Here is a 19,855-nt window from a genome sequence, read left to right as displayed (position 1 = left end):
GCCGATGCTCATCCCTTACGACCAGCTCGAACCTGACACCCTGACCCGCCTCATCGAAGACTTCGTGACCCGCGAGGGCACCGATAATGGCGACGAGACGCCGCAGGAAACCCGCGTCGAGCGGGTACGCCAGGCATTGCGCAAAGGCACCGCGGTCATCGTGTTCGATGTTGATCATCAGCAGTGCCAGCTCGCGCTCAGGCGCGACGTGCCGAAGGAATGGCTGGAAGACTAGATTTCAGCTGAATACCCCGCCGTCACGCTCCCAGGCACAGCGCATGCGCAAATCGCGCTGGTGGGGGCTGTGCGAACCGCTTTCGGTTTCCCAGCGGAAGGTGTGAATGCCGTTGAGTTCGGTCTCCAGGTGAACCACCGCGCTGGTCCAGTAGAGTTCGTTCAGTAGCGCCTCGAAGTGACGTACCCAGAGCGCCCATTCATATTCGACCGCGCGGTAGCTGGCGCCGAAGTGAATGATCTGGGTCTGATACACGCCTTCATCCTTGCAGCAGGAAAACATTTCTCTTCCGAGAAAAGGCCAACCCTCACCTTGCGGCAAGCTGTACAGCGCACGGCGGTTGACTGCACGGCGCAGCCGACACTGCTCGGGGTCGGTCGAAGGCCAGTCACGAATGCTGCCGTAGACGATGGATTCCGGCTCCACAGGAACACTCCAGGCGAAAGTCCGACATGTTCGACCAATTCCGCTCGGCCTTCCAGCGCCCCGTGCGGACATGGCCCGCGCGCGAGTCGCAGAGGTGACGCAGACCACAACCTAAGGTAATAGCGGCACCTTCAGGGCGTCGTCGCAGCAGACAGATCTCGGCGGGGCGCCAGCCGCAAGGCGAGCAGCGACATTGCCGCTGACATGGTCGCGAGTACGAGGAAGGGTTCTCGGTAATCACCGGCGATATCGCGGCCCAGACCGGTCAGCACTGGCGTGAAACAGGCCAGGCAATAACCGGTGCAAAGCATCATCGCCGTCAGGCGGCTGACCGCAAGCGGCGAGTTCGCTTCGTACATGGGCAATACCAGTGACATCGAAAAGGTTCCGTTCAAGGCCACACCCAGCAGCATGCAGACCAGCAAGGGGTTGACCTGAGGAAGCCAGGCAATGACCAACAGACACACCGTCGCCAGTACGCCGCAGCAAGCCATCAGCAGGTGCCGCCGACCGAAGCGCTGCGCCAGCCAAGGCATGATGAACGCGCTGGGTAAACCGATCAGCATGAAGCCACTGAAAAATGCATTGCTCTGTAGCAGGCTGAAGCCAACCTCGTGGTAACGCGCCACCAGCCAAGTCGCCAGTGCGTAGAACAGACCGGCCTGCAAGGCGAAATAGATGCTCACCAACCAGGCGCGTGGCTCACGCCACGGCAGACCGGTGCGGCTCTCGACCGTCGGCTCCGGCTGGTTCGGCAGGCGCCACCAGATCAACAGCGCCAGCACTGCAGGAATAGCCCACAACGCCAGCCCCCAGGTCCAGCGATCGCCCAGCAGTTCGGCCGCCGGTGCGGTAAGCACCACGCCGATGGTGCCGCCAACAGCCATGCTCAACGAATAGTAGGCGGCCGTCTTACCCATCTGCTCGAGGAAATAACGCTTGATGAAGCCTGACAACAGCGGCCCGGCGACCGCGATTCCGGCACCCACCATGGCCGCCGTGCCAATCAACACCGGCGCGCTTTTACCGAACAGACGCAGTAATAGCGCCAGGCCGATCAAGCCAAGGCACAGGCTGATGGTGCGCTCCAGTCCGAAACGCACCGCCAGACGTGGCGCCAACGGCGCAAGCAACCCCATCAGCAGCACCGGCAAGGCGGTAGTAAGACTGATAACGCTGCGGCTGAGACTGAGCTCCTCGGCGATGCGTTCGATCAGGGGTGCGAACGAGGTAATACCGGGCCGAAGATTGATCGCGGCCAGCACCAGAGCCAGCATGAGCAGCCAGCGAGACGGATTTTTCACAGTGAGTCCAGAGGCAGACTGGGTAGGACCGGCAACCCTACTCCCGCCCCTGGATCAGGGCAAGCAAAACGGACCGACTGGTCAGGTTTTGCTCTTGCTACGTTTCTTCTCCGCCAGCAGCGCCATCTCGTCATAGATAGCCTGAGGGTTCTGCTGCTTGATTTTCCAAGCCGCCCGGCCTTCGTCATGCGGCAGGATCATAAACACGCCTTCGGCAACCTGACGGTAGATGTAGTCAGCGATGTCGGCAGCAGAAATAGGCGACGCTTCGAGCAGCTTGCTGATCTGCGCTTTCATGTTGGGCGTCGGCCCACGATAGGAATCCATCAGATTGGTCTGGAAGAACGACGGACAGACCACATGAACCCCGACTTCCTGCTGCTTCAGCTCCACCAGCAGGCTTTCGGACAACGCCACTACGCCGGCCTTGGCCACGTTGTAGTTGCTCATTCCTGGCGCTTGCATCAGAGCCGCCATGGACGCGATGTTAATGATCTTGCCCTGGCTCTTCTGCACCAAAGGCAGGAACGCCTTGCAGCCCTTGACCACGCCCATCAGGTTGATCGCGATCTGCCAGTCCCAGTCCTCCAGCGACAGTTCTTCGAAAAAGCCACCCGAAGCGACGCCAGCATTGTTGACCACTACATCGATGCCGCCAAAATTGCTCTCGCAAGCCTGTGCCAGCGCCGTTAGCTGGCTGTAGTCGCGCACGTCACAGCGCTGAGTGAAACCATCGCCGCCCGCCTCACGGACCATCTTCAGAGTTTCGGCCAGGCCGGCCTCGTTGACATCCGACAATGCCAGCTGCCAACCCTCGCGCGCCCAGCGCAACGCAATTTCGCGACCCAGGCCGGAACCGCCCCCTGTGACCATCATCCGATTTTGCATCGTTTGTAACCTTTTGTTCGTGGAGTTGCCACGAGTCTAGCGAAAGCCGCTGCAGGCTCCGGCCTCTATCGAAATGCTGAATGACTGGCATACCTCGCACCCGATTGACCGGGCTCTGAGTTACCCATAAACCGACGGTGGCGCATAAAAAAAGCAGCCCGAAGGCTGCTTTTTTTCAGGTGAGCTGTGAGGTCAGTGTGCGACCGCACCACTCGAGCCCAGACCGGTCTGCGAACGGATGAATTGCGGGAAGAAACGTGCGCGCTCTTCGGCAGCCGCTTTCGTCTTGTCGGTAACCGAGAAGAACCATAGACCCGCGAACGACGCGATCATGGCGAACAGTGCCGGGTACTTGTACGGGAAGATGGCCTTCTCGAAGTGCAGCACATCGACCCATACCGTCGGACTGAGAATTGTCAGCAGCAACGCCGTGCCCAGGCCCATCGCGCCACCGATCAGCGCACCGCGGGTAGTCAGGTTCTTCCAGTACATCGAAAGGAACAGAATCGGGAAGTTGCAGCTCGCGGCAACCGAGAACGCCAGGCCCACCATGAAGGCAATATTCTGGTTCTCGAAAGCCACACCAAGCAGGATGGCCAGCACGCCCAGGGCCAGCGTGGTGCGCTTGGTCACCTTCATCTCGTCCTCTTCCTTGGCCTTGCCCTTCTTGATCACGCAGGCATAGAGGTCATGGGCGACAGCGGAAGCACCCGCCAGCGCCAGGCCCGAAACCACCGCGAGGATGGTGGCAAAGGCCACCGCGGAGATGAAGCCCAGGAACAGATTGCCGCCGACTGCCGAAGCCAAGTGGATGGCGACCATGTTGGTGCCGCCGACGATGGCGCCCGTGGCGTCCTTGAAGCTCGGGTTGGTGCTGACCAGCAGGATCGCGCCAAAACCGATAATGAACGTCAGGATATAGAAGTAGCCGATGAAGCCGGTCGCATAGAACACGCTCTTGCGCGCTTCTTTGGCATCAGCAACGGTAAAGAAGCGCATCAGGATGTGCGGCAGGCCAGCCGTGCCGAACATCAATGCCAGACCCAGCGAGATCGCGGAAATCGGGTCGGAAACCAGGCCGCCCGGGCTCATGATCGCCTGATGGCTCGGATGCAGCGCCACCGCCTCGGAGAACAGACGGCTGAAATCGAAGCCGACGTTGTACATCACCATGACCGCCATGAAGGTTGCGCCAGACAGCAGCAGCACAGCCTTGATGATCTGCACCCAGGTGGTCGCCAGCATACCGCCGAACATCACGTACATGACCATCAGCACGCCGACCATCACCACCGCGACCAGATAGTCCAGGCCGAACAGCAGCTGGATCAGCTTGCCGGCACCGACCATCTGCGCGATCAGGTAGAAGGCCACCACGATCAGCGAACCGCACGCAGATAGGATACGGATCTGAGTCTGTCCCAGGCGGTAGGAGGCTACGTCGGAGAAGGTAAATTTACCCAGGTTGCGCAGTCGCTCGGCCATCAGAAACAGAATGATCGGCCAGCCCACCAAGAAGCCGATCGAATAGATCAAGCCGTCGTAGCCGCTGGTGAAGACCAGCGCGGATATTCCGAGGAACGAGGCAGCCGACATAAAGTCGCCCGCGATCGCCAGGCCGTTCTGGAAACCAGTTATGCTGCCGCCAGCGGTGTAGTAGTCGGAAGTGGAGGTGTTGCGCTTGGCCGCCCACTTGGTGATACCCATCGTGAACACGATGAATACGATGAACATGGAAATGGCGGTCCAGTTGGTGGCCTGTTTCTGTACATCGCCGGTTAGGGCGTCAGCAAACAGCGCCGGAGCAACTGCCATCAGAGCAGCTGCAGTCAGCAGGCGAGCGAACATTATTTCTGGGCCTCGTCGAGAATGTCCTGGGTGATACGATCGAACTCGCCATTGGCGCGTTGCACGTAGATTCCGGTCAGCACGAACGACAGGAAAATCAGGCCCAGACCCGCCGGGATACCCCAGGTGGTGACGGAGCCAGTGCTCAGAGGTGTTCCCAGCACCGCAGGGTCAAACGCGATGACAAGAATAAATGCGAAGTAAGCGGTCAGCATGATGGTCGCCAGCATCCAGGCGAAACGACCACGCTTGGCAACCAGCTCGTGGAATCGTGGATCAGCATTGATCTGCTGAATTACTGTCTCGTTGTTCATTGGGGTCTCCACACGGTCTCTGCCCACACATGAAGGCAGGGCGGCTACTTTAGGGCCGGCCCGTCTTAACGCCACTCGACCATGGTCTTGTTTTTATTTAGTGAGAGGCCCGTGCCAGACGCGTTGGCGCCTATCAGGCCTACGCAAACGGAAGGCTATAGCGCTGGCCTATCTGGTCCATCGAACACGGTTATTTCCTACGCTTCGCAGGCACAAGCACACTCCACCGCAACAGAGAATAATTCTCGATCGCTGCGGAGAATCGACCATGACCAAGACCGTTACCTTTACCCTGATGCACTTTTGCATCGCGTTCTCGGTCACCTACGCCTTGACCGGCAGCGCAGCAGCCGGTGGCTTGGTTGCCGCTATCGAACCCCTGTGCAACTCGGTGGGCTTTTACTTTCACGAGAAGGTCTGGCAGCGTCTGGACAAGCGTCAAACTGCTGCCGAGAAGCGCATCCCCGCTCACGCCTGGCTACATCACCAGGCGTAAGCGCTACCGCTCTCATCCAGCGCTACCACTGCAATCCCACGAAGCACCTGTGCCGTTAAGAAGCGTGTTAGCAAGCGTTCTAGCAACGACACTCAACTCAAACGTCTGCGCCTGCCGAGCGGTGACCAGCCGGTCACCAATCCACACTGGCCAGTTCGCAACCGGCTTTTTGCTATCACCGCTTAAAAGCGACGCAACCTGCCGGCTTAATTGCGGTCAATGCTTAGCGAAACGACATAGGGCAGGCAATTCCAGGCATCATCTGAGCGCGAAAATGCATGGTCACGGCGATCAGACCAAACTCGATGCCGACACCCCCACCGGTGTCCCAATTATCGTCGAGTGCACCGAACGGACCACGGCCCCGCCGCCGGCCCCTGAAAACTGAATATCAACCAGCCAAACCCCACCGTAGTCACCGGAGATCACCTCATATGCGATTGCTGCTGTGCCTGAGCGCACTGCTTGCACTGGTCGTTACGCCTGCCCACGCGGCAGACATCAGCGTCGAGCAATATGGCTATCCCTTAAGCAACCCATTCGAGGCGACGATAGCCACGACACCGGCGCCATTTCGCGCCGACTTGCCTGAAGATGACGACATCGATCAGGCGGACTACAGCCTGCGGCTACGTCCCGAGCGGGAGTTCACCCTGCCTGATAACTTCTGGGCGGTAAAACGACTCACATATCGGCTAGCAAAACAGCCTGGTCCAGCGCCGCTGATGTTCATCATCTCTGGCACCGGTGCGAGCTACTCAGCCGGCAAGACCGAGTCGCTGAAGCGGTTGTTCTACGGGGCCGGCTATCACGTGGTGCAACTGTCCTCTCCCACCAGCTTCGACTTCATCGCCGCTGCCTCGCGCTACGCAACGCCAGGCTACAGTCCGGGTGACGCCAAAGACCTCTATCGGGTAATGCAAGCCGTTCGCGCGCAGCAGCATGAGCTGCCGGTCACTGAGTTCAACCTGGTCGGTTATAGCCTGGGCGCGCTTAACGCTGCATTCGTCAGCAAGCTCGACGAGACGCGACAGAGTTTCAACTTCAAGCGCGTGCTGATGATCAACCCCCCGGTGAACCTCTACACCTCGATCAGCAACCTCGACAAGCTGGTGCAGACACAGGTTGATGCCATCGACAGCACCACCACCTTTTACGAAGTCGTCCTGGAAAAGCTCACGCGCTACTACCGGCAGCAAGGCACGATCAACCTGGACGAGGCGATGCTTTTCGATTTCCAGCAATCAGCGCTGCGACTTACTGACGAGCAGATGGCCATGTTGATCGGCTCGGTATTCCGCTTCTCGGCGGCCGATATTGCCTTTACCTCCGACCTGATCAACCGACGCGGCCTGATCGTGCCACCGAAATACCCAATCGATGAAGGCACCAGTCTCGAGCCGTTCTTCCGCCGCGCGCTGCTCTGTGATTTCGATTGTTATATCACCGAGCAGCTGATCCCCATGTGGCGCGCGCAGCAGGACGGCGGCAGCATGGCGCAACTGGTGCAACAGGTGAGCCTGTATGCGCTCGAGGATTACATGCGCAACAGTCCGAAAATCGCCGTCATGCATAACGCCGACGACATCATTCTCGGCGCTGGAGATCTGGGGTTCCTTCGCCGCACCTTCGGTGATCGCATGACGCTCTATCCTCGCGGTGGCCACTGCGGCAACCTCACCTACCGGGTCAACGCCCACGATATGTTGGAGTTCTTCCGTGGCTAAACGCGCTTTGCTTGCCGTCATGCTGCTAATCAGCAGCGTGACCCATGCCCAGACGGGGACTGTCGATGAGGATGGTTTCACCCATCCGCTGCGCAACCTGGAGTTCAACCCCGGCCTCGACCAGCGCGAATTTGAACGCGCCACCTTCGACGCGCTGAACATTTACGACCCCTGGGAGTCGCTGAACCGGCGCATGTACTACTTCAACTACCGTCTGGATCAGTTTGTGATGCTGCCTGCCGTCCGCGGGTACCGTTATGTCACGCCCAAGATCGTGAGGACCGGCGTCAGCAATTTCTTCGATAACCTCGGTGAAATCCCAACGCTTTTTAACAGCATCGCGCAACTTAAGGGCGAGCGGGCCATGACCACGACCGCGCGCCTGCTGTTCAACACGATTCTCGGCGTTGGTGGTGTTTGGGACCCTGCAACGCGTATGGGCTTGCCCCGCTACAATGAAGATTTCGGCCAAACCCTCGGCTTCTATGGCGTACCTCACGGCCCGTATCTGATCCTGCCCGCACTGGGCCCGTCGAACCTGCGGGACACCGCTGGCCAGGCAGTGGATTTTGGCGTTGAGCGACAGGTCGACTACTTCAGCTATGCCGAAGCCAGCGGTGGTGAATTCGGTCTCACCGCGCTGCGATTGATCGATATCCGTCACACGACGCCCCTGCGCTACGGCCAACTCAATTCGCCGTTTGAATACGAGAAGGTCCGCTACGTCTACACCCGCGCGCGGGAACTGCAGATCGAGGAATGATCGGCTGAATCGATACGATAGGTTCGAATTTCGCATTAGCGCATCGAGTTGCCGGCCGTAGTCTTAGTCCATCTGTTCTAGGAGCGATGCTATGACCACGCGTGAAGTCCTATCTGTCAGCACCGGCCGCGCCACCTCCGATGGCGCTGGCGTCAGCCTGACGCGGCTGTTCGGCGGCGCCGCGCCGGAGCGCTTCGATCCCTTTCTGATGCTCGATGAGTTCGGCTCGGACAACCCGGACGAGTACATCACCGGCTTCCCGGCGCATCCGCACCGTGGCTTCGAGACCATCACTTACATGCTTGAAGGTCGCATGCGCCACGAAGATCACCTCGGCAATGTCGGCCTGCTAGAGAGCGGCGGTGTGCAATGGATGACCGCCGCACGCGGCGTCATTCACAGCGAGATGCCTCAGCAAGAACACGGCGCGATGCGCGGGTTTCAGATGTGGCTCAACCTGCCGGCGAAAAACAAGCTGGACGAACCGAGCTACCGCGACTTCTCTCCCGCCGAAATCCCCCGAATAACGCTGCCGAGCGGTGTCGAAGCAGTGGTGATTGCCGGCCAGCTCTGCGCCGAAGGCGTCACACAAGCCGGCGCTGTGCAACGCCCGGATACCGAGCCGCAGCTGTTCGATCTTTGCCTTCCAGCCGGCACTCGGCTGAGGCCGCAGGTGTCCGACGGGCAGCGAGTCATCTTGTATGTGTTTGACGGCGAGCTGATGGTGGGTGGGCAACGCCTTGCAAAGAATCAGCTCGCTCGACTCTCCGACCAGGGTGAACTGGAGCTTTCAACCAGCAGCGGCGCCCGCGTCCTTTTTCTGGCAGGCCGCCCGATCAACGAGCCGATTGTGCAGTACGGCCCGTTCGTGATGAACAGCCGCGAAGAGATCGAACAGGCGCTGCGTGATTTACGCGACGGTGTGTTTACACACTAACCGGCTTCTTCGGCCGCTTGCGGTACAGACTCGACTCCCCCTCCGGTCGGGTCTTGAAGCGCCGGTGGGCCCACAGGTACTGCTCAGGATGCTGCCTGACCGCGTCTTCAATCCACTCGTTGATGCGGCGACAATCAGCCTCCTCGCTTTCGCCGGGGAAATCGTCCAATGGCGGATGCACCACCAGGCTGTAGCCTCTTCCTTCAGGCAGGCGTTCCAGCGTGTAAGGGATCACCCTAGCCCTACCAAGGCGTGCGAACTTGGTCGTTGCGGTCACGGTTGCCGCCTGAATACCGAACCAGGGTACGAAGATGCTTTGCTTGCGGCCATAATCCTGGTCTGGCGCATACCAGATTGCCCGGCCCGCACGCAGAACTTTGAGCATGGCACGCACATCTTCACGCTCTATCGCTGTCGCATCCAGGTTGTGCCGCTCTCGGCCACGCCGCTGCACGTAATCGAACACCGGATTCTTGTGCTCACGGTACATTCCATCGATGGTGTGCCACTGGCCGAGCAGCGCTCCGCCGATTTCCAGCGTGGTGAAATGCAGCGTCATCAGGATCACGCCCTGCCCTTCTGCCTGCGCCTGCTGCAGATGCTCAAGCCCTTGGATTTGCGCCAGTCGCTGCAAACGCGACTTGGGCCACCACCAGCTCATGGCCATTTCGAAGAAGGCAATCCCGGTCGAGATAAAGTTCTCGCGCAGCAGTCGTTCACGCTCCTTTTCGCTCAACTCCGGAAAGCACAGCTGCAGGTTGCGCCGGGCAATCTGCCGTCTCGACCGTGCTACGCGGTACATCAATGCACCAAGACCGCGCCCCAGCCACAGCAAAATCCGATAGGGCAACTGCACCACCAGCCACAGTAGACCGAGGCCAAGCCACAGCAGCCAGAAACGAGGATGAAGAAATGATGCGCGAAAACGAGGACGATCCATTGGCAGTCCGAACCGATAAAAGCGCGCATTCTAGCGATAAATCATCCGCCAATGCGGCAGCGTTGCGATGCACGGCACCCGTCCGAGAGTGTGGGCGAGACTTGCAGGCGGCAGTTCGCCCCGCTATAAGTCCTCGCCATTTACCGCAGCAGGCAGACCATGAGCCAAGCCGATCTTACCGACCAAGCCCCCGTATTCCAGCTCAAGGGCAGCATGCTCGCCATCACCGTGCTGGAGCTGACACAGAACGACCTGCAGCGTCTGGATCAGCAGCTCGCCGTCAAGGTCGAACAGGCCCCGGACTTTTTCAATAACACGCCCCTGGTGCTGGCGCTGGACAAACTTCCCAGCGATTGCAACCTCGACCTGCCTGCCCTTATCGCGCTCTGCCGAAAGCATGGCTTGCGTACCCTTGCGTTGCGTTCAGGCGACCCGCAAATCGTCGACGCCGCCGGCCGGCTCGATTTGCCCGTGCTACCGCCGTCGGGCGCTCGTGAACGCAAGCTCGACGTCACCAGCAAGGCCCCAAGCGAACCCGCCAAACCGGCAGAGCCCGCCTACCGCCCCACCCGCGTGATCACCACTCCCATCCGCGGCGGCCAGCAGGTCTATGCCCAGGGTGGCGATCTGATCGTGCTGGCCGCGGTGAGCCCCGGCGCGGAACTTCTCGCCGATGGGAACATCCATGTGTACGGCCCGCTGCGCGGGCGTGCGCTGGCAGGCATCAAGGGCGACGCCAATGCACGTATTTTCTGTCAGCAGCTGGCTGCTGAAATGGTCTCGATTGCCGGGCATTACAAGGTCGCCGAAGACCTTAGACGCGACCCTTTGTGGGCCAAAGCCGTGCAAATGAAGCTATCCGGCGACGTGTTGAACATCACCCGCCTTTAACGGATACTGCCGCGAATTTTCAAGCACCAAAACGGGCGTACTGTAAGCCGACTCGGCTACGGTCCCGACTTCATATTTAGGGTGAATCACCTTGGCCAAGATCCTCGTAGTCACTTCCGGCAAGGGTGGCGTCGGTAAAACCACTTCCAGCGCCGCCATCGGTACCGGCCTCGCCTTGCGCGGCCACAAGACCGTCATCGTCGACTTCGACGTCGGTCTGCGTAACCTGGACCTGATCATGGGCTGCGAGCGTCGCGTGGTGTATGACTTCGTCAATGTCATTCAGGGCGATGCCACCCTGACCCAGGCACTGATCAAGGACAAGCGTCTCGAAAACCTCTACGTCCTCGCGGCCAGCCAAACCCGCGACAAGGATGCGCTGACGCTTGAAGGCGTCGGAAAAGTCATCGACGAATTGGCCAAAAACTTCGAGTTCGTCATCTGCGACTCGCCGGCCGGCATCGAGAAAGGCGCGCACCTGGCCATGTATTTCGCCGACGAAGCCATTGTCGTAACCAATCCGGAAGTCTCGTCTGTTCGCGACTCGGACCGCATGCTGGGCCTGCTGGCCAGCAAATCCCGCCGCGCCGAAAACGGCGATGAGCCGATCAAGGAACATCTGCTGTTGACCCGCTACAACCCCGAGCGGGTGGTCAAGGGCGAAATGCTCGGTGTCGAGGACGTCGAGGAAATTCTGTCGATTCGTCTGCTCGGCGTCATCCCAGAATCCCAAGCCGTACTTAAAGCCTCCAACCAGGGCGTACCGGTCATCCTCGATGACCAGAGCGACGCCGGCCAGGCCTACAGCGACGCCGTGGATCGACTGCTGGGCAAGGAAGTGAACCATCGCTTCCTCGACGTGAAGAAGCAGGGCTTCCTGCAACGCTTGTTTGGAGGCCGCGAATGAACCTTCTCGACTTCTTTCGTGAACGCAAGAAGAAGGAAACGCCAGCTAACATCGCCAAGGAACGTCTGCAGATCATCGTCGCCCACGAGCGCGGCCAGCGCACCCAGCCGGACTACCTGCCGGCGCTGCAGAAAGAGTTGGTCGAGGTGATTCGCAAGTACGTCAACATCGACAGCGATCAGGTTCAGGTCGCCCTGGAAGATCAGGGAAGCTGTTCGATCCTTGAGCTGAACATCACCTTGCCCGATCGTTGATCGACCAGGTAGTCGCCAGCACCGTAGTGTAGCGACAGATTCATCGGCGACTTCGGTCGCCGATGTCGTTTGCGGAATTCGAAAATGCCCCTCAGTCACATCCAGTTCGTTCATCAAGATGCCGCTCTGCTGGTCATCAACAAGCCTACTCTGCTGCTGTCGGTGCCCGGTCGCGCCGATGACAACAAGGATTGTCTGGTCACCCGACTACAGGAAAACGGCTACCCCGAGGCGCGCATCGTTCATCGCCTGGACTGGGAAACCTCCGGCCTGATCGTGCTTGCACGTGACGCGGAAAGCCACCGCGAATTGTCGCGCCAGTTCCATGACCGCGAGACAGAAAAAGCGTACACCGCCCTATGCTGGGGCGAGCCCGAACAGGACAGTGGAAGCATTGAACTTCCGCTGCGCTACGACCCGCCGACCAAACCGCGACATGTGGTCGACCATGAGCTGGGCAAGCATGCGCTAACGTATTGGCGAGTCCTGGAGCGCTGCGGTGATTACAGCCGGGTCGAGCTCACCCCGATCACCGGCCGCTCCCATCAGCTACGTGTCCACATGCTCTCGATCGGCCATCCCCTCTTAGGAGATCGCCTCTATGCGCACGAAAAGGCGCTCACCGCCCATGACCGGCTCTGCCTGCACGCCAGCATGCTTGCCCTGACCCATCCTCAAACTGGCGAACGTATGCGATTCGAGTGTCCGGCGCCGTTCTGATGCGTGATTTCCTCGAGGCGACCCGGGGCGCCCCAGAGCACCCAACTCTGCGCAAAGCGCTCAATCTGTGGACACAACCCCCAAGTCAAGCACTGGACCTGGGCTGCGGAGCAGGACGAGACAGCCTGGCGCTGCTTAGATCCGGCTGGGACGTCGTCGCTCTTGATCGCGATCCGCGTGCGTTGGAGGCGCTGCGCGAGCAGTCCGACAACTATCGCTCAGGAGCGCTCATCACAATTTGCCGCTCATTCGAAGACAATGTGCCATTGCCAGCTGTCGACCTCATAAACGCTGGCTTCGCTCTGCCATTCTGTCGACCAGATGCGTTTCAGGACCTATGGTCGCGCATCACCCAATCGTTGCGGCAACAAGGCTTATTCAGTGGACATTTTTTTGGCCCGAACGACGCTTGGGCGGACAAAGGTCTAAGCATCCTCAACCGCGAGCAACTGATGCGGCAGATGGATGGCTGGACACTGCTGGAACTCAACGAGTTCGAGTACGACGGCAAGACTGCCGTGGGCAGCAACAAACATTGGCATTTGTTTGAGGTGATAGCCAGGCGCGACTGAGCTCCTGAAGCTGCGATCTGCAGCGGAACCGGCCAATGGGATAAACTTTCAACCCTAGCCGTCCGGAGCCAACCATGCGCGAAGAACTCAACCAGGGTCTGATCGATTACCTCAAGGCCTCCCCTACCCCATTTCATGCCACTGCCAGCCTTGCCCAGGCCCTGCAGGCCGCTGGCTACAAGCCCCTGGATGAAAGCGAGACTTGGCACACCGAACCGGGCGGTCGCTACTACGTCACCCGTAACGATTCAGCGATCGTCGCTTTCCAACTGGGTAGCCACTCGGTCATCGAACAGGGCATGCGCCTGGTCGGTGCGCACACCGATAGCCCCTGCCTGCGCGTCAAGCCGCAGCCCGAACTGCAGCGCCAAGGCTTCTGGCAGCTTGGCGTAGAAGTCTACGGCGGCGCGCTGCTTGCTCCGTGGTTCGACCGCGACTTGTCCTTGGCTGGACGCGTAACCTATAGCCGCGACGGTCGAATCGAAAGCCAGCTCATCGATTTCAAGCTGCCCATTGCGGTGATTCCAAGCCTTGCGATCCACCTGAATCGGGAAGCCAATCAGGGCTGGACAATCAACCCACAGAACGAACTACCACCGATCCTGGCGCAAGTCGCCAGCGAAGACAGCCCAGATTTCAGGGCGCTGCTGGCGGACCAACTCAGCCGCGAACATGGTCTGGTTGCGGACGTCGTACTCGATTTCGAGCTGAGTTTCTACGATACCCAAAGCGCTGCCGTGATCGGTCTGAATGGCGACTTTATCGCCGGAGCCCGCCTGGATAACCTGCTGTCTTGCTACGCGGGCCTACAGGCCCTATTGCGTGCGGGCACTGAGGAAACCTGTGTACTGGTCTGCACCGATCATGAGGAAGTCGGATCTACGTCGATGTGCGGTGCGGACGGGCCTTTTCTCGAGCAAGTGTTGCGCCGCGTATTGCCTGAAGGTGAATCCTTCCAGCGCAGCATCAACCGCTCACTGATGATCTCGGCCGATAATGCTCACGCGGTGCATCCTAACTACAGCGACAAACATGACGGCAACCATGGCCCGAAACTCAATGCTGGGCCGGTGATCAAGGTCAACAGCAACCAGCGATACGCGACGAGTAGCGAAACCGCCGGCTTCTTTCGCCATCTCTGCCTGGAAAACGAAGTCTCGGTGCAGAGCTTCGTCACCCGCAGCGACATGGGCTGCGGCTCGACCATCGGCCCAATCACCGCCAGCCAGCTGGGCGTGCGCACGGTGGATATTGGCTTGCCGACCTTTGGTATGCACTCGATCCGCGAGCTGGCCGGCAGCCAGGATCTGGCGCATCTGGTGAAGGTACTCAGCGCATTCTATTCGAGCGCCGAGCTGCCTTAACTCTGGTCTCCAGGCGCATGCGCCTGGATTGTTTAGGCCAGACTGTCGTCGATAACCAACGCAACCTTCCCGGACACCCGGTTGCTTGCCAGGGCAGCAAATGCCGCTTCCACGTCGCGCGCCGGGAAACTGCGTTCCAATCGCGGCGAAAGAGTCTGGTTGGCGAAGAGCGGCCAGATTTCATTCTGCATGTCAGCCAGTAAATCGGCTTTGTCGGCAGCCCCACGGCTACGCAACGTAGAACCAATCAGCTGGATTCGTTTAGCCAATAGCAACCCCAGATCAACCTCGGCTTTGCGTCCGCCCATCAGGCCAATCATTACCCAACGTCCGTCCGTCGCCAAGAGCTGGGTGTTGAGCGCTACATACTTTGCACCAACCGGATCGAGAATTAGATCAAAGGGTCCAAAATCGCGAAGCGCTTCCAGTGACTCACCCCGGAGCACGCCGCCCTGGGCACCCAGCGACTCGCAATAGGCCAGACGATCGGTCGAACCGACGCTGACCCAGCATGGGTTGCCAAAGGCTTTGCACAATTGAATTGCAGCCGATCCCACACCACTGGCACCGGCGTGCAAGAGCACCTTCTCGCCGGGCTGCAGCACACCCAGGCGGAACAGATTGAGCCATGCCGTGGCATATACCTCGGGGATAACCGCCGCCTCTGGCAACGACAGGCCTTGCGGTACCGGAAGAACATGGCGGCTATCGACCACAACCTCCTCGGCCATGCCGCCACCCGCCAATAGAGCACATACACGGTCACCAATCTGGTAGGAAGCGCCAGCCCCAACCTCGCTGATCACTCCGGAGCATTCCAGACCAAGGATATCGGTCACGCCGGGGGGCGGCGGATAGTGCCCCGCCCGCTGCAGCAAATCAGCACGGTTCAGACCTGCAGCGGCTACTTGAATCCTGACCTCTCCATCGCCGCACTTCGCCGCGGTACGCTCCACCCACTCCACCTGTCCCTCGACGCCTTGCAATGCCTTCATGCTGCCTCCATAGTGGTTCATACCTGCGCCCGCTAAACCGTGACTCCGGCAGTGCAGGCCGTTGATTGAGTTCTGCCGAGGCCACATAGCGATACGCCCGTCTAAAACCGTGGAATGCCTTTTCGGTATCCTCCGGTGCAGCGAACCGCTCTGCCCCTCGGTGAGATCTGAATCGCGGCGTGCCAGCCGCCAGATACCATCGGGCTGTGTTTTTCCCGCCGAGCGGATTCCGTCCCGGCGCCTGATTTGATGGCCTAATATGCGTTATTACTCAGCCTCGCGTCGCTCCTTCGATATGAAACGATCATTGACCGCAGGCTTTCTAGCCCTGCTGGTTGGCCTTCAGGCCACTGCCACCTTCGCCAAACCTGCCGACCCAAATGCATGGGACTACCTGCAGCCTGACCGTGACCAGGTGATTGCCAGCCTCAACGTAGTCGAGCTGCTCAAGCGCCACCACTACAACAAGCCCCCGCTGAACGACGCCCGCTCGGCGAAGATCTTCGACAGCTACCTCGAGATGCTCGACCCTTCGCGCAGCTATTTCACTGCAGGGGACGTTGCCGAATTCGAAGCCTGGCGCAACCAGTTCGATGACTTCCTGAAGAATGGCAACCTTGAACCCGGGTTCATCATCTATAAGGTGCATCTGGAGCGACTGCAGAGCCGGCTGCAATATGCGCTGAGCCTGCTGGAGCAAGGCGTCGACAGTTTTGACTTCACCGTTGACGAGGAGCTGTTGATCGATCGCGAAAATGCAGCGCGTCCCGAGAACGAACAGGAACTGGATGACCTCTGGCGCAAGCGCGTAAAGGATGAGGTGCTGCGGTTGAAGATCGAAGGCAAGGAACCCAAGGCCATCGAGGAACTGCTCACCAAACGCTACAAGAATCAGCTGTCGCGCCTTGAGCAGACTCGTGGCGAAGACGTGTTCCAGACTTATATAAATGCCTTCGCGCAGTCCTACGATCCGCACACCCAGTATCTGTCTCCTGACAATGCAGAAAACTTCGATATCAACATGAGCCTTTCTCTGGAAGGTATCGGGGCTGTACTGCAGAGCGACAACGAGCACGTGAAGGTGGTGCGCCTGGTCCCGGCTGGCCCTGCCGAGAAGAGCAAGCAGATCGCGCCTGCCGACAAGATCGTCGGTGTTGGTCAGAGCGACGAAGAGATGGTCGATGTGATCGGCTGGCGGCTCGACGAAGTCGTCAAACTGATCCGCGGCCCCAAAGGATCAGTTGTCCGACTCGAAGTCATCCCAGCGAGCAACGCGCCAAACGACCAGAGCAGCAAAGTCGTCGCAATCACCCGCGAAGCGGTCAAGCTTGAGGAGCAGGCGGCGAAGAAGTCGGTGTTTAAACTCAATCAAGACGGTCGTGACTACAAGCTCGGGGTCATCGAAATTCCGGCGTTCTATCTCGATTTCAAGGCCCTGCGTGCCGGCGACAAGGAATACAAGAGCACGACCCGAGATGTGAAAAAACTGCTCACGGAGCTGGAGAAGGAAAACGTCGATGGAGTGGTCATCGACTTGCGTAACAATGGCGGCGGTTCCCTTCAGGAAGCCACCGAGCTGACCGGCCTGTTCATCGATCAAGGACCTACGGTTCTGGTCCGCAATAGCGATGGCCGCGTCGACGTTCTGGCTGATGAGCAGCAAGGCGCGTTTTATAAGGGCCCGCTGGCAGTGCTGGTTAACCGACTGTCCGCATCGGCCTCGGAGATCTTCGCCGGCGCCATGCAGGATTACCACCGGGCACTTATCGTCGGTGGACAGACATTCGGCAAAGGCACCGTACAAACTGTCCAACCGCTTAATCACGGCGAACTCAAGCTGACGCTCGCCAAGTTCTACCGAGTCTCCGGACAAAGCACTCAGCATCAAGGCGTCATCCCGGACATCTCCTACCCCGCCGAAGTTGATACCAAGGAAATTGGCGAAAGCGCCCTGCCTGAAGCGATGCCATGGGACAGCATTCGCGCAGCGGTCAGCCCGGACATGAATCCGTTCAAGCCGTTCCTCGCCGAACTCAAGGCTCGCCATGAGGGGCGGACCAATGAGAATCCAGACTTTGTATTTACTCGGGATCGCCTCGCACTGACGCAGGAGCTTACTCACGAGACGACTATCAGTCTCAACGAGGAAAAGCGCCGGGCGCAGCAGGAGCGGATCGAGAAGCGTCAGCTGACACTGGAAAACACCTTGCGCAAGGCTAAAGGCGAGGAGCCGCTGGCCAAGCTCGAAAAAGAAGATGAGACGACACCGCACGTTGAAGATAAAAAAATCAAACCCGAGGACGATGCCTATCTGTCAGAAAGCGGCAGAATCCTGCTGGATTACCTAGGCTTGCAAGAGACGATGGCTAAGAACCAGCCTGTCGAGCGCTAAGCAACAGATGTCATCAAAATGACATCGTAGTGTCGTGAAATGCGAAGGGCCGCCATTGTGCGGCCCTTCGCATTTTAAGGCCGCACGAGACCACCATGACCGTTACCGAGCAGTTGAGCACGCTGGATTCCATCCTTGCTCACGGCAGCGTTACCAGCCTGTTCCAGCCCATCGTGTCGCTTTCCGAACGACTCATCCTCGGCTACGAAGCGCTGACACGAGGGCCATCGAACACCTCGCTACACTCCCCTATCAACCTGCTCGCAGCGGCTCGACATGCCGGCCGACTGAATGAGCTGGAAATGACCTGTCGCGAGAATGCCTGTCGTCGCTACAGCCAGCAGCAGCTGCAGAGCAAACTATTCCTCAACGTGTCGCCCGAAACGTTATTGGATGCTAAGCACAAGCCGGGCCGCACTCTGGAGTTACTGCATCAATACGGCATCTCTGCCGACAAGGTCGTGATCGAACTTACGGAGCAAACGCCCACCGATGATTTCGAGCTGCTTCGTGCCGCCTTGCATCACTACCGTGACATGGGCTTCTCCATCGCTCTGGACGACCTCGGTGCTGGCTATTCCAGCCTGCGCATGTGGTCGGAGCTACGCCCGGATTACGTCAAGATTGACCGCTACTTCATAGACGGTCTTCACCGCGACGCCGTGAAGCGCGAGTTTGTCGAGTCGATCATGAAGATTGCCAGAGCGTCACAGGCTCAGGTCATCGCGGAAGGCATCGAGCTGAGTGAAGAACTGCACGTCCTTTCAGACATGGGCATCGACCTGGTCCAGGGCTATCTGCTGGGGCGACCTGAGGAGGAGCCAAGCGCCAGCGCTAGCCTTCGTCTGCCCAATTTTGAAAATCATGGCAAGCCGCTAGGGGACGACCACCCAGCTTGGGCGCTCTGGCATTCAAGCAAGGCGCGCTCCTTTCCTTCCATACGGGCAGCCTGTTGTAACTGTTCCATCAACAGGCAATTTTGAACGTTGCAGGGCGACACACAGGTGGTCTTCAACGTAAGCAAAGCTGCTGTCCGGCGATCTGTCACAGCAGAGCCATCACTGACGATGGATGATCTCGTCGAAGCTAGCAGCCGTGGAGGCAGCATCGGGGCGAGGGTATTCTCCTTTCGCCGTTACGGGCTCATAGAGCGGGTTCGATCAATCCTGATCTCGATCGCCCAATGTCCGGCGCGGGCGATGCTCCATATCGGTATCCGTGTCGCCATGGTTGGATTGCTCGTAAGCCTGTTGCGTTCGCTGGTCGGGTAGTTTGCGATCCTTATCAGACTGTTCCGGTAGTCGCTCGATACCCGCACCGGTGCCCATGGACCCATTACCTAGGGTTCGATCGACCGAGCCCGAGTTCTGCGCCAGCTGAACGGTGCCTGGCATTGTGACGCCAGCTGTTGCCGTGGCTGTAGCTGTAGCTGTAGCTGTAGCTGCAAGCGCCGCTGCCAGCGCGATAGGCAAATAGCTCCGCATACCCTTCTCCTCTATTCGAGTCGCTCCCCACAGTTTAGGCAGCCGGCTGCCGGCATAGGTCCACGTTGCCGACAGATGGCAAGCGGAACCGTTGTTTGCATTTCGCGGTCCACTACAGCGAGAGCTGATGATGTCTGGTTAGAAAGGAATCCAACGATGATCACACCGCCACTGGTAATTCTTCTGATAGTGATTGGCTGGAGCGCAGCCGCCCTGGCGATGCTTTGGGGCATGCTGCGAATCGCGCGTCACCATCACAAAGCGTCCCCTGGCGCACGACCGGCTCGACACCAGCCCCCCTCGGCCGAGCCCCACGCCGCGCATGTTTCGCTAACTGCCTGACGAAAGATTGTCCGTTTGGCAATAAAACCGTGACAGATCAACCGAAAGATGTAGAA

The 19,855-nt window shown here is 59.2% G+C and carries 20 protein-coding genes and 1 pseudogene; 13 read left to right on the top strand and 8 right to left on the bottom strand.

Features of this window, described 5'->3' with window-relative positions; all coding sequences use genetic code 11:
* Nucleotides 1-4: 4 nt before the first annotated feature.
* Nucleotides 5-235 carry a YheU family protein gene (locus ACIGHL_RS06015; RefSeq protein WP_045428253.1) on the top strand — a complete coding sequence of 77 codons (231 nt, stop codon included), beginning with the start codon at nucleotides 5-7 and terminating at the stop codon, nucleotides 233-235.
* A 3-nt stretch (nucleotides 236-238) separates the two neighbouring features.
* Here the strand turns inward: ACIGHL_RS06015 and ACIGHL_RS06010 are convergent, their stop codons facing one another.
* The 5 genes from ACIGHL_RS06010 to ACIGHL_RS05990 all read right to left on the bottom strand — a co-directional run bounded on the left by ACIGHL_RS06010 (nucleotide 239) and on the right by ACIGHL_RS05990 (nucleotide 5,015).
* The gene (locus tag ACIGHL_RS06010) at nucleotides 239-661 is read right to left on the bottom strand and encodes a hypothetical protein (protein ID WP_128120571.1); all 423 of its coding nucleotides are present in this window, start codon (nucleotides 659-661) and stop codon (nucleotides 239-241) included.
* Between the two features lie 131 nt (nucleotides 662-792).
* Nucleotides 793-1,938, bottom strand: coding sequence for an MFS transporter (locus tag ACIGHL_RS06005; RefSeq protein ID WP_128120659.1), 1,146 nt, complete (start codon nucleotides 1,936-1,938; stop codon nucleotides 793-795).
* A 108-nt stretch (nucleotides 1,939-2,046) separates the two neighbouring features.
* Nucleotides 2,047-2,853 carry an SDR family oxidoreductase gene (locus ACIGHL_RS06000; protein ID WP_128120570.1) on the bottom strand — a complete coding sequence of 269 codons (807 nt, stop codon included), beginning with the start codon at nucleotides 2,851-2,853 and terminating at the stop codon, nucleotides 2,047-2,049.
* Nucleotides 2,854-3,045: 192 nt separating this feature from the next.
* Nucleotides 3,046-4,701 carry a cation acetate symporter gene (locus tag ACIGHL_RS05995; RefSeq protein WP_128120569.1) on the bottom strand — a complete coding sequence of 552 codons (1,656 nt, stop codon included), beginning with the start codon at nucleotides 4,699-4,701 and terminating at the stop codon, nucleotides 3,046-3,048.
* Nucleotides 4,701-5,015, bottom strand: a complete 315-nt coding sequence (locus ACIGHL_RS05990; protein ID WP_128120568.1) for a DUF485 domain-containing protein — start codon at nucleotides 5,013-5,015, stop codon at nucleotides 4,701-4,703. The genes ACIGHL_RS05995 and ACIGHL_RS05990 overlap by 1 nt, the downstream gene beginning before the upstream one ends.
* A 268-nt stretch (nucleotides 5,016-5,283) precedes the next feature.
* Here ACIGHL_RS05990 and ACIGHL_RS05985 point away from each other — a divergent pair, with 268 nt between their 5' ends.
* The 4 genes from ACIGHL_RS05985 to ACIGHL_RS05970 all read left to right on the top strand — a co-directional run bounded on the left by ACIGHL_RS05985 (nucleotide 5,284) and on the right by ACIGHL_RS05970 (nucleotide 8,938).
* Nucleotides 5,284-5,511, top strand: a complete 228-nt coding sequence (locus tag ACIGHL_RS05985) for a DUF2061 domain-containing protein (RefSeq protein ID WP_128120567.1) — start codon at nucleotides 5,284-5,286, stop codon at nucleotides 5,509-5,511.
* 434 nt (nucleotides 5,512-5,945) lie between these two features.
* Nucleotides 5,946-7,238, top strand: a complete 1,293-nt coding sequence (locus ACIGHL_RS05980) for an alpha/beta fold hydrolase family protein (protein ID WP_128120566.1) — start codon at nucleotides 5,946-5,948, stop codon at nucleotides 7,236-7,238.
* 19 nt (nucleotides 7,239-7,257) lie between these two features.
* The gene (locus ACIGHL_RS05975; RefSeq protein WP_101153055.1) at nucleotides 7,258-8,001 is read left to right on the top strand and encodes an MlaA family lipoprotein; all 744 of its coding nucleotides are present in this window, start codon (nucleotides 7,258-7,260) and stop codon (nucleotides 7,999-8,001) included.
* 91 nt (nucleotides 8,002-8,092) lie between these two features.
* Complete coding sequence (locus ACIGHL_RS05970) at nucleotides 8,093-8,938, top strand: pirin family protein (RefSeq protein WP_128120565.1); 846 nt, start codon at nucleotides 8,093-8,095, stop codon at nucleotides 8,936-8,938.
* On the opposite strand, the gene ACIGHL_RS05965 is transcribed toward ACIGHL_RS05970, so the two are convergent.
* On the bottom strand, nucleotides 8,928-9,878 hold the full coding sequence (locus ACIGHL_RS05965; protein ID WP_128120564.1) for a lipid A biosynthesis lauroyl acyltransferase: 951 nt from the start codon (nucleotides 9,876-9,878) through the stop codon (nucleotides 8,928-8,930). The genes ACIGHL_RS05970 and ACIGHL_RS05965 overlap by 11 nt on opposite strands.
* Nucleotides 9,879-10,037: 159 nt before the next feature.
* On the opposite strand from ACIGHL_RS05965, the gene minC reads away from it, so the two are divergent.
* The 6 genes from minC to ACIGHL_RS05935 all read left to right on the top strand — a co-directional run bounded on the left by minC (nucleotide 10,038) and on the right by ACIGHL_RS05935 (nucleotide 14,586).
* Nucleotides 10,038-10,769: a septum site-determining protein MinC gene (gene minC, locus ACIGHL_RS05960; protein ID WP_216706859.1), complete on the top strand. Its 732-nt coding sequence runs from the start codon at nucleotides 10,038-10,040 to the stop codon at nucleotides 10,767-10,769.
* Between the two features lie 91 nt (nucleotides 10,770-10,860).
* Nucleotides 10,861-11,676 (top strand): septum site-determining protein MinD, encoded by an 816-nt coding sequence (minD, locus tag ACIGHL_RS05955; RefSeq protein ID WP_128120563.1) that lies wholly within the window; start codon nucleotides 10,861-10,863, stop codon nucleotides 11,674-11,676.
* Nucleotides 11,673-11,930 (top strand): cell division topological specificity factor MinE, encoded by a 258-nt coding sequence (minE, locus tag ACIGHL_RS05950; RefSeq protein ID WP_019341568.1) that lies wholly within the window; start codon nucleotides 11,673-11,675, stop codon nucleotides 11,928-11,930. Before minD ends, minE begins: the two co-directional genes overlap by 4 nt.
* Nucleotides 11,931-12,014: 84 nt before the next feature.
* Nucleotides 12,015-12,650 (top strand): RluA family pseudouridine synthase, encoded by a 636-nt coding sequence (locus ACIGHL_RS05945; RefSeq protein WP_128120562.1) that lies wholly within the window; start codon nucleotides 12,015-12,017, stop codon nucleotides 12,648-12,650.
* Complete coding sequence (locus ACIGHL_RS05940) at nucleotides 12,650-13,222, top strand: class I SAM-dependent methyltransferase (protein ID WP_181690004.1); 573 nt, start codon at nucleotides 12,650-12,652, stop codon at nucleotides 13,220-13,222. Before ACIGHL_RS05945 ends, ACIGHL_RS05940 begins: the two co-directional genes overlap by 1 nt.
* A 74-nt stretch (nucleotides 13,223-13,296) precedes the next feature.
* Nucleotides 13,297-14,586, top strand: a complete 1,290-nt coding sequence (locus tag ACIGHL_RS05935) for a M18 family aminopeptidase (RefSeq protein WP_046163769.1) — start codon at nucleotides 13,297-13,299, stop codon at nucleotides 14,584-14,586.
* A gap of 32 nt (nucleotides 14,587-14,618) precedes the next feature.
* On the opposite strand, the gene ACIGHL_RS05930 is transcribed toward ACIGHL_RS05935, so the two are convergent.
* A complete protein-coding gene (locus tag ACIGHL_RS05930; RefSeq protein WP_128120560.1) occupies nucleotides 14,619-15,581 on the bottom strand; it encodes an NAD(P)H-quinone oxidoreductase in 963 nt (320 codons plus the stop codon).
* A 295-nt stretch (nucleotides 15,582-15,876) separates the two neighbouring features.
* Here ACIGHL_RS05930 and ACIGHL_RS05925 point away from each other — a divergent pair, with 295 nt between their 5' ends.
* Both ACIGHL_RS05925 and ACIGHL_RS05920 read left to right on the top strand, forming a co-directional pair.
* A complete protein-coding gene (locus ACIGHL_RS05925) occupies nucleotides 15,877-17,973 on the top strand; it encodes a carboxy terminal-processing peptidase (protein WP_128120559.1) in 2,097 nt (698 codons plus the stop codon).
* A 95-nt stretch (nucleotides 17,974-18,068) separates the two neighbouring features.
* A pseudogene (locus ACIGHL_RS05920) lies at nucleotides 18,069-18,833 on the top strand (EAL domain-containing protein); the annotation flags it as partial.
* A 300-nt stretch (nucleotides 18,834-19,133) separates the two neighbouring features.
* Here the strand turns inward: ACIGHL_RS05920 and ACIGHL_RS05915 are convergent.
* Nucleotides 19,134-19,367: a hypothetical protein gene (locus tag ACIGHL_RS05915; RefSeq protein WP_128120557.1), complete on the bottom strand. Its 234-nt coding sequence runs from the start codon at nucleotides 19,365-19,367 to the stop codon at nucleotides 19,134-19,136.
* Nucleotides 19,368-19,855: the final 488 nt, after the last annotated feature.

The organism is Pseudomonas sp. NPDC077451 (assembly GCF_044543345.1).
Taxonomy (GTDB): Bacteria; Pseudomonadota; Gammaproteobacteria; order Pseudomonadales; family Pseudomonadaceae; genus Stutzerimonas.
This window is presented reverse-complemented; position numbering and strand designations above follow the sequence as displayed.

Bases quoted from the DNA above. Each gene is read 5' to 3' on its own strand.
- ACIGHL_RS06015 (WP_045428253.1), top strand. From the start codon at position 5: ATGCTCATCCCTTACGACCAGCTCGAACCTGACACCCTGACCCGCCTC.
- ACIGHL_RS06005 (WP_128120659.1), bottom strand. From the start codon at position 1,938: ATGCTGGCTCTGGTGCTGGCCGCGATCAATCTTCGGCCCGGTATTACC.
- ACIGHL_RS06000 (WP_128120570.1), bottom strand. From the start codon at position 2,853: ATGCAAAATCGGATGATGGTCACAGGGGGCGGTTCCGGCCTGGGTCGC.
- ACIGHL_RS05995 (WP_128120569.1), bottom strand. From the start codon at position 4,701: ATGTTCGCTCGCCTGCTGACTGCAGCTGCTCTGATGGCAGTTGCTCCG.
- ACIGHL_RS05990 (WP_128120568.1), bottom strand. From the start codon at position 5,015: ATGAACAACGAGACAGTAATTCAGCAGATCAATGCTGATCCACGATTC.
- ACIGHL_RS05985 (WP_128120567.1), top strand. From the start codon at position 5,284: ATGACCAAGACCGTTACCTTTACCCTGATGCACTTTTGCATCGCGTTC.
- ACIGHL_RS05980 (WP_128120566.1), top strand. From the start codon at position 5,946: ATGCGATTGCTGCTGTGCCTGAGCGCACTGCTTGCACTGGTCGTTACG.
- ACIGHL_RS05975 (WP_101153055.1), top strand. From the start codon at position 7,258: ATGCTGCTAATCAGCAGCGTGACCCATGCCCAGACGGGGACTGTCGAT.
- ACIGHL_RS05970 (WP_128120565.1), top strand. From the start codon at position 8,093: ATGACCACGCGTGAAGTCCTATCTGTCAGCACCGGCCGCGCCACCTCC.
- ACIGHL_RS05965 (WP_128120564.1), bottom strand. From the start codon at position 9,878: ATGGATCGTCCTCGTTTTCGCGCATCATTTCTTCATCCTCGTTTCTGG.
- minC (WP_216706859.1), top strand. From the start codon at position 10,038: ATGAGCCAAGCCGATCTTACCGACCAAGCCCCCGTATTCCAGCTCAAG.
- minE (WP_019341568.1), top strand. From the start codon at position 11,673: ATGAACCTTCTCGACTTCTTTCGTGAACGCAAGAAGAAGGAAACGCCA.
- ACIGHL_RS05945 (WP_128120562.1), top strand. From the start codon at position 12,015: ATGCCCCTCAGTCACATCCAGTTCGTTCATCAAGATGCCGCTCTGCTG.
- ACIGHL_RS05940 (WP_181690004.1), top strand. From the start codon at position 12,650: ATGCGTGATTTCCTCGAGGCGACCCGGGGCGCCCCAGAGCACCCAACT.
- ACIGHL_RS05935 (WP_046163769.1), top strand. From the start codon at position 13,297: ATGCGCGAAGAACTCAACCAGGGTCTGATCGATTACCTCAAGGCCTCC.
- ACIGHL_RS05930 (WP_128120560.1), bottom strand. From the start codon at position 15,581: ATGAAGGCATTGCAAGGCGTCGAGGGACAGGTGGAGTGGGTGGAGCGT.
- ACIGHL_RS05925 (WP_128120559.1), top strand. From the start codon at position 15,877: ATGAAACGATCATTGACCGCAGGCTTTCTAGCCCTGCTGGTTGGCCTT.
- ACIGHL_RS05915 (WP_128120557.1), bottom strand. From the start codon at position 19,367: ATGCCAGGCACCGTTCAGCTGGCGCAGAACTCGGGCTCGGTCGATCGA.